The following is a 12,577-nucleotide window of genomic DNA, read 5'->3' on the forward strand; positions in this document are numbered from 1 at the left end:
GATCGCAAGCAAGAATAAAAATAGCGATTGCTTGTCAGAGAAACTTAAAATACTAATAATGCTACACTTTCCTAGCATCAAGTTTAAATGAATCTCAGTGCATTTGAATGGGGGTTAGGTTTCTGAGATTTTGAGTTTTAAACTTAGCCGAACTTGCAAAAGTCCGGCTGAGTTTAATCAATCGTCTATACGCAGTAGTTTGCGATAAAACGCTTGTGAAAAATCGGTCGCACGATGACGTTTATAGTTGTCTATAACTTCAATTAAAAAATTAATAAACTCGAAACTAGCCATCATTAGTTCATAACTCAGATCAGCATTGCCATCAAACTGGATTCGGCAACGGGTTAAGTCTGAGGGTAAAGTCGCAACATTCCAAGAGGTGACAAAAGGAACATGTTCACTGCCTTCTATCTTCCTCTGTCCCTCCAAGGCCCCTTTTTGATAAAGACTAATGGCAAGAGGTAAAAAATTGCGTTTAGTGCCCTGAATATAAGGTAAATAAACACTGGCTTGTTGTTGAGTGGCAGGCTGGAGTTGGAGTTGGTCAATAGACATTGTTAAATATTCCTCAAGTTAGTTGGCAACTAGGGATATTAGTGGATGTTAGTAGTATTCCCAAAAGATGTGTCTAAAGCACATAGTGAGGAATGGGGAGTGGGGAATAGGGAATGGGGAGTGGGGGATGAGAAAGTAGGGGAAGCACAGGAGAATAATTAAACCGATGCCCAATGCCCCATGCCCAAAAATGAAGTTACTGCTAAGAAATATTAAAATTTCGGTTAGAATAGGGCTGCATTAACTTTTATCGACGTTGGGGAGGATAACACTAAAATCCCCACTGTAAAGTTGTGGATGTTATTATTGCTGTTTCTCCCAACACCGAGCTGCTGCTACCTTGTTATTACTTTGCCCAAACCGGAGTTCTCATTGAAGAAAGTGCCACTCTACAAGCTTCCTGCCTAAATGGCTATCAAAGGAATCAAGCCTCTGTCTAAGAGTAGCAAAGGTGGTTAATGCGAGGTAATTACGCAGAGTGGCGGTGACAACAAAAGTAGTCCCAGTGGCTTTTGGCTTAGGGATAGCGGGTATTGCAGTTTGCCCATTCCGATTAATATCGGGAAAAGTAGCTTAGGGATATTTGTCCGTAAAATTACTAACTGTAGACAAATACTGGTTTTTGAATCAAGCAACCTAACCTATGCCAGCGAATTCCTGGCCCGAAGAAGATTCTTATCAAGAGCTTGATCCGCTCAACTCCTTGTTGTCTGACCTATCAGCAAATGAGGAGTCGGTGTTAGAGACAGATCCTGTGTCTCTAACACCCCGGTTTCAAGGTCGTAGACGCAAAGCGGCTCTAGTCTTGACTATCGTCTGGAGTAGCACGATCGCTCTACATTTAGTTTCTTGGGCTTCTATATTTATTCTAGGACTGACCACCATTCTAGGATTTCATGCCTTGGTGGTAGTGTTTACTAAATCCCGTCGTTATCCAAAAGAAATACAGGGAGATTTACCGTCTGTATCTGTGTTAGTGGCTGCGAAAAATGAGGAAGCGGTAATTGCTAAATTAGTTAAAAATCTTTGTAATCTGGAATATCCAGGTGGGCAGTACGAAGTATGGATTATTGACGATCACAGCAGTGATAGCACACCACGTTTATTAGCAGAACTCCAACAGAAACATCACCAACTGAAAGTACTTAGGCGTTCAGCAGAAGCTACTGGTGGCAAATCGGGCGCGTTAAATCAGGTACTACCTCTAACCAAGGGCGATATTATAGCAGTATTTGATGCTGATGCCCAAGTAACACCAGACTTGCTGCAACAGGTAATACCTTTATTTCAAAGAGAAAAGGTGGGGGCGGTGCAGGTGCGAAAAGCGATCGCCAACGCTAAAACAAACTTTTGGACTAAGGGTCAAATGGCCGAAATGGCACTTGATACCTGGTTTCAGCAACAGCGAACTGCCCTTGGTGGCATTGGCGAACTGCGCGGCAATGGTCAATTTGTCCGGCGTTCAGCCTTGGAAAGCTGCGGTGGCTGGAATGAAGAAACCATTACCGATGATTTGGATTTGACAATCCGCTTACATTTAGATAACTGGGATATTGAGTGTGTTTTCCATCCAGCAGTGCAAGAAGAAGGGGTGACAAGTGCGATCGCACTCTGGCATCAGCGCAACCGTTGGGCAGAAGGCGGTTATCAACGCTATTTGGATTATTGGGATTTAATTCTCAAAAATCGCATGGGAATACGCAAAAGCTGGGATTTGCTGATTTTTATGCTGATTATGTATATCTTACCCACAGCAACAGTACCAGATTTGTTAATGGCGATCGCTCGTCATCGTCCACCAATGTTAAGCCCGATCACAGGCTTGTCCATTTCTATGTCGATGGTAGGGATGTTTACAGGTTTAAGGCGCATACGTCAAGATCCGAAATTCCCACTTTCTACATATTTTCTGATGCTGGTGCAAACCCTGCGTGGCAGTTTATATATGTTGCATTGGTTAGTCGTCATGAGCAGTACTACCGCCCGGATGTCGGTAAGACCAAAACGCCTAAAATGGGTGAAAACTTTGCATACGGGGAATGGGGAATAGCCCCGTTGGGGAATTAAAAATTAAAAATTAAAAATTAAAAATGCAGAATTATTTTTGGTAATTTTGCATTTTTTTATTCATCTTCCACCTCTGCTTCCTCTACCCATTCAGGTGTAGCCATAGAATCGGAGAATTCTGGGAAATCATCAGCAAAACGGATAATTTGTCCGTTGAAAAATTCTGCTAGACGTTGAGCTGCGATCGCTACTTCATCAGGTTCCCAATCAGGTGCAGGTGTTCGCTGTGGCGGCACAGGTGAAGTTTGCACCGCATGAACATTCGCACCATTTCTATTTGCCCCATTTCCATTATTTGCTGCTGAATCAGTTTTTAATGGTGCTGGTGGTGGAGTTGCTGGCTGTGGTGCTGGTGCTGGAGGCGAAATTTGCTGGTTGTAACTGGGAGTTGGTGGCTGCTGAACGCGAGTAGAATCTTTTGGGGGAGAATTTTTTTTGGCTGAGGTAGAGTTTGAAGAAGTTCCTTTTTCTATATTTATCTGGATTTCACGCTGGAAAGTCTGCTGGAAAGCTGCCGTAATCATCGGTAGATAAGATTTTCCCTTGTCATACCATGCCTGTTTGATCGCAATTCGAGCCACAACACCATCGAACTCGATGAGTTGGCTCATTTGACGCAGCATTTCTTGCCTTGATTTTGGCTGGAGGTTAGCAAGCACCTGTTGCCAAACTTGAGTTAAGTCATATTCTGCTTCCTCAACAACTTCTGAAGTTACTGGTTCAACGTCCGCAGGTGATACGGGTACAGATTCTGCTTCTGGGATTGGTGGTGAAACTGAGTTAGCAACAGAATTGTGATTTGTTTGCCGTTCAACTGGGGGAGATGAAGTGACGGGCTGATTTTGGGCAGCCGCTACATGATTGTTTGCAGAATTATGATTTTTTTGCGGTTCAGGTATCGGTAAAGAAGAGACATTTTGGGTAACTGCTGGAGAATAGTTTGGAGATACAACAGGTGTGTTGACTCGCTGGGTGACACTTGGGGCTTGTGGCTGAATATTCGTCGCACTGGGTAACAATCCTAGTAATGTTACTTCTAACCACAAACGCGGCTGGGTGGTATTTTTAATTTGCACTTCAGCTTCTCGCAAGTGTTTTTGTCCTGCCAAAATCACGCTCATATCGAAGTATTGAGCAAACTCAACCAGCGCTGTCCAGGTTTGCTGAGTACAAGCAACCAAATCGTGGCGATTGGGTGCAGTTTTAGCAATGAGTAAATCGCGGTAGAAGGCGGCGAGATTTTGCAGAAGAGTTAGCGCTTCTCGACCACGATCTAGAATGTAGTGAGTACAGTCTAGAACTGCTTCGGGTTTATCTTGAGCGATCGCATTTAAAAGCGCCAGCAAATCCTGTTCGCTTACTGTCCCCACCAAATCCCAAACTCGATCCGGTGTCACTTCACCCGCTAATAAACCCAATTGGTCAAGTAGACTTTCGGCATCTCGTAACCCTCCCTGAGCAAGTTGCCCTACCAGGGTTAGCGCGTCGGGTGAAATATGAATATTTTCCAAAGAAGCGATCGCACTTAAATGCTTTACCATCGCTTCTAACTGAATGCGTCTAAAATCAAACCTTTGACAACGCGAAATAATCGTTGGTAAAACCCGTTGCGGATCTGTTGTCGCCAACACAAAAACTACGTGTCTCGGTGGTTCTTCTAATGTCTTAAGTAGCGCGTTGAATGCCTGAGTACTGAGCATGTGGCAATTATGCACTAAAAGTCCATTTGCCACAAAATTATGATTATCTGCTACTTCAATGTCATAAACTCGTTCAACCCCAGCGAGGTGTACAGATTCGACTGTCTCCAAACTTGTAATCCATGAAGATGCCACATCCACATTCACCTGACTTTTCACATTATCTGGAAAAGCTAAGGCCAAACCTAACCCCCCAAGCCCCTTCCCTACCAGGGAATAGGAAGAATTCAAAGCCTCTTCCCTAAAAGGGGCTACGGTGTACACACAAGTCGAATTACCCCCCTTAATCCCCCCTTGGAAAGGGGGGAAACTAGAAATACAGTTCCCTCCCCTTTCCAAGGGGAGGGTTAGGGAGGGGTAAAACTTACGCTTAAACTCAGATGAGTGAACTGTTTCAGACTGGTGTGTACACCGTAGCTTAAAAGGAGAGAGGTTTTCCAGATCCCTATTCACAGGGGATAGTATCTTCACTCCTTCTTTTACGTCCAATGCTTGTAGCCATCCCTGGTTTGTCCTAATTAAGTGATTACCCGTACATCTAATTTCTCGGTTAGTTGTCTTGATAACCAGGGTTTGCCGTTCTCCTTGATCTAACCACCTAACAACTTTCTTGAATTCCCACTTACTTAATAAGTCGTTGTAGCTCAGAACCTTCTTATCTTTAATTTTGGGATCATCAATTCTTCGAAATCCTTCATCAGTCAAAACCAGAGAATCTCCAGTTAAGCATTCGTCAATAACATAAACCTTATAGCGACACTGCACAGGAGCAAACTGGGCTTTTTCAATCAACTCGCGGATATTATCAACACCAGTATTACTCGCTGCGTCAATTTCAATTATGTCTAAGGCGTAGCCCTTGGTGATCCCCTGACAAACTTCACACACGCCGCAGGGATCAGCAGTAGGCTTGTCACTTTTGAGACAATTAAGAGATTTAGCCAAAATCCGGGCACTAGAAGTTTTCCCCGTACCTCTAGGCCCAGTGAATAAATAGGCAGGGGCGATTTTGGATGTGCCGATCGCATTCGTGAGGGTGGTAGCGATCGCTTCTTGACCCACCAGTTCAGCAAAACTTTTGGGGCGATATTTGTGGTGCAGGGGTTCGTAAGACATGGAAATATAGACTTCAATGCCTTTCAAAGTTAATTAGTAGCACTGAGTCGAGTTTAGGATTCAACTATTTTAGACTCTTGTACCTGCTTGGTTTGTACATATTGCCAGAGCTACTGCGCTCAACTAATGCCGTGAATTTTGGCACTCAGGAAAGCAAATAACCAAAGCTTATCTTCTACTATGATTTCAATATCAAAGTATTGGAATTATAGCATATCATTTAGTACATTTGTTCTACAAAGGGGGAGTGGGGGAAGAATTTCTAAGTCTTGACAAATGACCAATGACCAATGACAAATGCCCAAAGAATTTTAATAACTGAACTAGCGCCATAGTCCAGTGCGATCGCTACAATCTTAGGATAAGCAAAACTCGATGGTGCAGCAGATGCTCAAGCGGCTATTTCAATGGCTCAAAAAGCTTTTTCAGAGCTTGTTCGGTGGAAAACAGACTGCCTCAAAATCTAGAGGAAATGTGCCAAAAGAACCAGCGCCACCCTTAACCGATACCGATCTGGAATTTCTTTTTAACGAACTGTTGCAAGGAGTACATCAAGCACGAGGGGAAGCGTGGGCACAAAAGTGGCTGCATAATATTGAACATCGCATTTCAACTGAAGACTGGGTTGAGTGGTTAGGGCGCTTTGGCGACAGATTGCTAGCATCACCTACACCCAATAATGAAATAGCTGCACGGTTAGTGCAATTGGGTGAGTTGGGCATCGGAGAAATCGGAGATGTTGCCTATAGTATCGGGATGCAGTTGTTAACGCGCAATCAAGGCGAACCTATTTGGGAATATGAAGGGCCAGATGCTTTTAGCACAATACCATCTGAGCCAACTGCCCCCATATCAGAGTCAGTAGATACCCCAGATAACCCCCCAGAGGGAGAATACCAAACTGTCACCCTAGAAGAGTTGTTTATGATGTTGCAGGAGGATGAAAACTTACGCCAGCAGATTGCTCAACAGCTTGCCGTTGAGACAGATGATCCAGAATTGCTTGTCCAGGCATTGATTAGTCAATTATATCCTGCCGGTCAATCGACCACAGAGCAAACAGAAAATTAACCACTTGGCATCAAGAGTCGAATCGGGGAATTGTAACGTTGTAATACTCTACTCTTGAAGTTTTGTATATTTTTTGCTAACCTGCGACGGAAGCCCTGTCCCGATCTAATGGATTTTTACGTAATTGATGATTTTTTTAACACAACGATGGCTACAATCTAGAAAAACAAAATCCAATAGTGTGGCAGATGCTCAGGCGGATATCGCAGTCGCTTAGAAGGTTTTTAAAGCGCCTCATTGAAAGTAAGCAGGCTAGTTCTCTCAAGGGTGCGAGAGGACACAATCTGGTGGAGATGCTACCAGAACTAACCAATGCGGATCTGGAACAATTGTTTATCCAATTGTTAGAAGGCGTGCATCAAGCACGAGGACGACAGTGGGCATTGAGGTATCTGCAACGGGTAGAAAATCGCATTCCGGCTGAACGCTGGATAGACTGGTTGGTGATGTTTGGCGAAAGCTTGCTAGCTTCGTCGGCACCAAATCCGCTTTTAGCAACAAAGATGGTGCAATTGGGGGAACTTGGTGTTGGCAGAATTGGAGATGTTGCTTATGACATTGGCATCCGGCTGATGCAATCACCTACACAGATAGAGTATGAGGGTAATTATCCAGAAGAGGATTTAGAAATCACTCCTGGGCAAGAACTGATCCGCAATTTAGGCGAACAGTTATGGGAGTATGATGAACCAGATGTAATAGAAACTACTCCTGGGCAAGAACTGCTCCGTAATTTAGGCGAACAGTTATGGGAGTATGATGAGCCTGATGTGGTAGAAATCACAACCAATGAAGAAATTATCCCAACTTCGCCTGGGCAAGAACTGATCCGCAGTTTAGGTGAGCAATTATGGGAATATGATCTGCCAGATGTTGAACCAATAACGTCAGCGCCTGAAAATTCCTCTTTTGAGGAAACATTCACCCAGAATTTAGAGGAACTGGTATTGGAGTATGAAAGGGAAGATGCCCAAACCACAATACCCGAAAATTTCCCTCTCCCCGCAGCAGAAGATTCAATCACCTCATTAGCCCAACTGAGGTTCGATGATCGTGATGAAGTTGTTCAAAGTACAACAGGAGCAAATCTCCTCTCTACTAGACAAAGAAGTGAATTAATAACTTCTCCCTCAGTAGAAACCTGGGATAACACTTTGACCAATTTAGAGCCAAATGTGGCTAATACATTAGATGAGTTGTGGGTGAAATTGGATCAAAGTACCAATTTAGTCCAGCAACTTGCTTCTAATTTAGCAGTTCAAAGCAGCAATTCCCCTGGTATAATTGAGCGACATGGCGATAATCCTGTTACCCAGGCTCAAGGGTGGTTTTATCAAGGTCTAAGCCAAGCGAAAACAGGTGATTTGTTAGGCGCGATCGCATCCTATGACCAAGCCATCAAACTTCAACCAGAATTCTCAGAATATTGGTTTAACCGAGGCTTGACGCTGTTCCATTTAGAACGTTTTGATGAAGCGATCGCATCTTACGAAACCGCCACACGGCTGAAACCCGACTTCTACAAAGCTTGGTACAACCGGGGTGGAACTCTCGGAGAATTAGGATATTTTGAGGAAGCGATCGCTTCTTTTGACAAAGCCATAGAAATCAAGCCAGATTACCAAGAAGCGTGGTCTAGCAAAGGTTTGGCACTGCTGAAATTAGGTTGGCTACCCGAAGCTATTTCTAGCTATGACCAAGCCCTACATTTGGAACCAGAAGACCAAGAAAACTGGTATCACCGTGGCATAGCCCTAGCTGTAAGCGAACAATTTGCAGAAGCGATTATATCTTACGACAAAGCGTTAGAAATTAACCCAGAGTATCACGAAGTTTGGATAGACCGGGGTGTAGTGCTGTTTAATTTAGGAAGATGGTCAGAAGCGATCGCCTCCTGGGATAAAGCACTGTCAGTTCAATCCGACTTCTACTTAGCTTGGTACAACCGGGGTATAGCGTTAGACAACTTAGGACGTAGACAAGAAGCGATCGCCTCCTATCAACAAACGATTGCCATTAAACCCGACTTCCACTTAGCTTGGTATAATCAGGCACTAGCATTGTTTTATTTAGAACAATTTGCCGAAGCGATCGCCTGTTATGACAACGCTTTGCAAATTAAGCAAGATTATTGGGAAGCTTGGATAGGTCGGGGAACTGCGATCGGTCATTTAGTCAATGCTGAGGCATTGCAGATTTCGAGTAGGATAACAGCGACAAATCCCGCCTTACAACAGGGTGGCTACGAAGGGAAATTAGCCAGCTACGAGGAAGGGTTAAAGCATCTGCGGACAGATACCCATCCAGAAGGCTGGGGTAGATTGCATTTTGCGATCGCTAATACTTACTACGACCAAGGCAAAAAAAATACTAATCCCCGCGATTATTGGCGCAAAGCTGCGTCTGAGTACCATCAAGCACTGTTAACCCTCACACTAGAATATTTTCCCCTATTGCACCTAGAGGTTTTACAATCTCTAAGCAAAGTGCTGATGGGTTTGGGACAAACAACACAAGTTCAAGAATTGCTGCAACGCGGTACAGATTTATTACGACAATTGCTGAGTGAAGAAACTCGCTCAGAGGAAAGTAAAAAACAGTTAGCCCTGAAATTTGCAGGCTTTGATCAATTAGCAGTTGATTTAGCCGTAGAGTCCGGTGATTTAGTTGAAGCGTGGGAAATTGCCGAACAAGGTAAAAATGCTTGTTTAAACTGGCTGCTTTATGGCTGGAATGATAATATTTACTCGCCTTATTATGGCGCAATTCAACAACTATTCAATCCCACAACAGCAATTATTTACTGGCATATTAGTCCAGTTGCCTTACACACATTTATTCTTAAAGACCAAGCGCCATCACCGATCCTCCTATTTACACCCATGCAAGATACTGGGGCAATACCTTTAGGAGAAGACGCTATTCGTCTCAATGAATTACCTCTACCCGAAGCAGTACAACGCCTAATTGAATTTGAAAGTTGGCTAGAAGATTGGCATCAACAATACCAAGAATATCGCACCACGGCCCAAGACAAAGAAAGTAAAAGCCAGCATTCTTGGCGAGTTGATATGGAACAGAAGCTGTCACAATTGTATGAAATTCTGAATATTTCCACAATTGCACAGGAACTCGAAGGCATTACCCAACTGGTTCTAATTCCTCACCGTGATTTGTACAGATTGCCCATTCATACCCTTTTCCATCTTTCTTCTCCATTGTCGGAAGAATTGCCGAATGTGGAGTCAAATTTCAGCGTCACCTATCTACCTAGTGCCCAAATAGGTTTATCAATAAGAACTGAAGATATCTGGCAGTGGCAAAATCAATTATTGCTCAGTGTTGAACATCCAGAAAATAAAGATTATCCTACACCGAAATTTACCAAACTTGAGTCGGAAGTTGTTAGCCAGATGTTCAATAATATCCAACGAATTCAGGGTTTAGAAGCCACGAAAGATATTGTTGAAAACGCCTTATTTGATAATTACAACATCTTTCATTTTACAGGTAATGTTATTAATAATTTGGTTGAACCCAAAAAATCAGAATTAGCATTAGCAGGTAAAGGCAAACTTACTCTAGATGAAATCTGCCAACAAAATCTAGCAAGTTACAACCTTATTACCCTCTCTGCTTGTGAAAACTTAACTAGTAGCAACCACACTATCAGCAGCGAATATGTAAGTTTAGTGACTGGTTTTGTGAGTCAAGGCGTTCCTCATGTAGTAAGTACTCTCTGGAGTGTAGAATCTTCAGCTAGTGCCTTGGTGATGATAGAGTTTTACCGACGATTACAGCCCAATAAATCAGCAGTTACTGCCTTGGCTGAAGCAACCCGATGGCTGAAAGAATTAACTGCTGGAGAACTGACAAAATGGTATGAAGATATCTTGAATAATCTGCATCCTGAAGAAGTACGAATTCAAACTTATTTAGCGACACAACTATATAGAAATAGTAAAATGGCATCAGAGAAAAATCTTTATAATCATCCTTACTACTGGGCAGCATTCACGATTACAGGTAAACCGAATTAATCATTTGTTCTGCTGCTAAAGCTGCTGTTTTATTCCCCACCGATTCTGGCTTCTTAGAGCTAGAAGTTTTATTTGCAGAGGCAGGACTACCTGGAGCAACAGCAGTTGGTGTTTAAGATATAGTACTAGTAGATTTTTCAGGTTTCTTCCCAGAACTACTTAGTATCAGCACTGTAAATAATGTTAGTTGCGATCGCTATGGTGAACTAAATAATAAGGTATTTAATCCACCATTGTTGAGTTTAGTTACTAATGAGAGCCGACGCAGTTAAAACTTGACTCGTCGTCGGAGTCAGCTTTACTCCTGATCAACTTTTTCGATATCATCAGGTGTACCAGTGGCAGAAATTTTTGATGTGCCAGATTTACCTGCACCTGAGTTGCCGCCAGAAGCGCCAGCACCCCCTGAGTGTTTAGAGTCCGTGTTGCCTTGTTCTTCTTGAAGCTGTTCAAGGCGGTTTTTTTCTTGAGCTTTATCTTTTTGGTCAGCCATATCTTATTTACATTTTTCGCATAGCGATCGCTTTTAACTCTACCATTTTCCCGATTCTTGCGACACCAGAGGCAAAATCTCTTTGCACACATGGCACAGCATCAACATTTACGTGCTGGCAAACGTGATTTTAACAGAATTAGTGGGGCGATGAACAGGAGCGAAAGCTGGCTTTAAATAAGAAAGTTTATTTAAGTCTAATCTAACTCCCTGCGTCCTTCCAATGCCCTTGCCAGAGTCACTTCGTCGGCGTACTCCAAATCACCACCTACAGGCAAACCAAAGGCAATCCGCGTCACTTTGGTAAATGGTTTCAATAGCTGACCGATATACAGTGTTGTTGTCTCCCCTTCTACACTGGGACTAATTGCCAGAATTACTTCTTGAGGTTTTTGCTGACTCACCCGGCGCTGCAAAGCAAGTATAGTCAACTGTTCTGGGCCAATTCCATCAATTGGCGAAATCACCCCACCTAAAACGTGATATTTGCCTTTGTACTCGCGGGTTTTTTCCAGTGCAATCACATCGCGGGGATCTGACACAACACAAATAGTTTTGTTATCACGATTGGCATTGCGGCAGATTTCACAAACAGGTTCAGCAGATAAGTGAAAACAAACAGAACACAAGCCTATTTGCTTTTTTGCATCAATCAGCGCATGGGCTAAAGCTTCTACTTCTGCTTCTGGTCGCTTCAAAATATGCAAAGCCAGTCGTTGGGCAGATTTGGGACCAACTCCCGGTAGGCGTTGCAATTGCTCAATTAACCGTGCTAAAGGGCGTGCGTAAACCGTTGTCTTGTCTCCAGTGTGTGATTACCATAACTATGATGACATTCTTACAGAATTTTGGAAGGAAGCGTTTTTGATTGAGTGATGAATCGCGTCTAGAGACACAATTCATCCGGTTTTATGGTTTTATCAACCAGGTGGCCAGCTCAACTGCCGTCCTCCTAAAATATGCAGATGTAAGTGGTAGACTGTCTGACCACCATCATCACCAGCGTTGATAACAACTCGATAACCGTTTTCTAGTCCAGCTTCTTTTGCAACACGTTTGGCGGTTAACAAAAGATGCCCCAACAAAGCGTGATCCTGAGATTCAGCATCAGCTAGTGTGGGAAGGGGTTTTTTGGGAATGACAAGTATGTGAACTGGCGCTTGGGGATGGATGTCTTTGAATGCTAAGGCTAAATTATCCTCATAAACAATATCAACGGGGATTTCCCGACGAATGATTTTGCTGAAAATCGTTTCTGTAGTTTCACTCATACTCAATCTACCTAATCATCTGCTAGAGATTTTAAAGGTTTACTGTAGCGACTAGTACCGCAAGGCGGAAGTCAAAAGGAGCCAGTGCGCCCTTGCGGCTCTGCCGACTTGTACCCCTACGGGGAAGCAAGCTACGCTCTTAGCGTCTCCAACAGGAGAAGCAACTGGCTCTCAAAAGTTCTGTATATCAAGGCTTTTGCTTGTTTAAAATAGTAGCTTGATTTACGCCCTGCTGTACTAGATCATTTACACAAAAAACTT

The 12,577-nt window shown here is 43.3% G+C and carries 8 protein-coding genes; 3 read left to right on the forward strand and 5 right to left on the reverse strand.

The window, feature by feature from the left end:
- Positions 1-177 precede the first annotated feature (177 nt).
- Positions 178-558, reverse strand: coding sequence for a type IV pilus biogenesis protein EbsA (ebsA, locus tag LC608_RS25160; RefSeq protein WP_229556172.1), 381 nt, complete (start codon positions 556-558; stop codon positions 178-180).
- 643 nt (positions 559-1,201) lie between these two features.
- On the opposite strand from ebsA, the gene LC608_RS25165 reads away from it, so the two are divergent.
- Positions 1,202-2,608, forward strand: coding sequence for a glycosyltransferase family 2 protein (locus LC608_RS25165; RefSeq protein ID WP_229556173.1), 1,407 nt, complete (start codon positions 1,202-1,204; stop codon positions 2,606-2,608).
- A gap of 73 nt (positions 2,609-2,681) precedes the next feature.
- Here the strand turns inward: LC608_RS25165 and dnaX are convergent, their stop codons facing one another.
- A complete protein-coding gene (gene dnaX, locus LC608_RS25170; RefSeq protein ID WP_229556174.1) occupies positions 2,682-5,441 on the reverse strand; it encodes a DNA polymerase III subunit gamma/tau in 2,760 nt (919 codons plus the stop codon).
- Between the two features lie 387 nt (positions 5,442-5,828).
- On the opposite strand from dnaX, the gene LC608_RS25175 reads away from it, so the two are divergent.
- Together LC608_RS25175 and LC608_RS25180 are read left to right on the forward strand one after the other, a co-directional pair.
- Complete coding sequence (locus tag LC608_RS25175; RefSeq protein ID WP_229556229.1) at positions 5,829-6,512, forward strand: hypothetical protein; 684 nt, start codon at positions 5,829-5,831, stop codon at positions 6,510-6,512.
- Between the two features lie 188 nt (positions 6,513-6,700).
- Positions 6,701-10,552 carry a CHAT domain-containing protein gene (locus tag LC608_RS25180; RefSeq protein WP_229556175.1) on the forward strand — a complete coding sequence of 1,284 codons (3,852 nt, stop codon included), beginning with the start codon at positions 6,701-6,703 and terminating at the stop codon, positions 10,550-10,552.
- Between the two features lie 298 nt (positions 10,553-10,850).
- Here the strand turns inward: LC608_RS25180 and LC608_RS25185 are convergent, their stop codons facing one another.
- The 3 genes from LC608_RS25185 to LC608_RS25195 form a co-directional block, all read right to left on the reverse strand.
- Positions 10,851-11,045, reverse strand: coding sequence for a hypothetical protein (locus tag LC608_RS25185; RefSeq protein WP_094350397.1), 195 nt, complete (start codon positions 11,043-11,045; stop codon positions 10,851-10,853).
- Positions 11,046-11,242: 197 nt separating this feature from the next.
- Entirely contained in the window at positions 11,243-11,800 is a 558-nt protein-coding gene (gene recR / locus LC608_RS25190) for a recombination mediator RecR (RefSeq protein WP_229556176.1), read from the reverse strand.
- Between the two features lie 165 nt (positions 11,801-11,965).
- Entirely contained in the window at positions 11,966-12,316 is a 351-nt protein-coding gene (locus LC608_RS25195) for a histidine triad nucleotide-binding protein (protein ID WP_229556177.1), read from the reverse strand.
- Positions 12,317-12,577 lie beyond the last annotated feature (261 nt).

Origin of the sequence: Nostoc sp. XA010 (genome assembly GCF_020829625.1) — a bacterium.
Lineage (GTDB): Bacteria > Cyanobacteriota > Cyanobacteriia > Cyanobacteriales > Nostocaceae > Nostoc.

Coding starts and splice junctions, on each gene's coding strand:
- dnaX (WP_229556174.1), bottom strand. CDS start 5,441: ATGTCTTACGAACCCCTGCACCACAAATATCGCCCCAAAAGTTTTGCT.
- LC608_RS25165 (WP_229556173.1), top strand. CDS start 1,202: ATGCCAGCGAATTCCTGGCCCGAAGAAGATTCTTATCAAGAGCTTGAT.
- LC608_RS25195 (WP_229556177.1), bottom strand. CDS start 12,316: ATGAGTGAAACTACAGAAACGATTTTCAGCAAAATCATTCGTCGGGAA.
- LC608_RS25180 (WP_229556175.1), top strand. CDS start 6,701: ATGCTCAGGCGGATATCGCAGTCGCTTAGAAGGTTTTTAAAGCGCCTC.
- LC608_RS25175 (WP_229556229.1), top strand. CDS start 5,829: ATGCTCAAGCGGCTATTTCAATGGCTCAAAAAGCTTTTTCAGAGCTTG.
- LC608_RS25185 (WP_094350397.1), bottom strand. CDS start 11,045: ATGGCTGACCAAAAAGATAAAGCTCAAGAAAAAAACCGCCTTGAACAG.
- ebsA (WP_229556172.1), bottom strand. CDS start 558: ATGTCTATTGACCAACTCCAACTCCAGCCTGCCACTCAACAACAAGCC.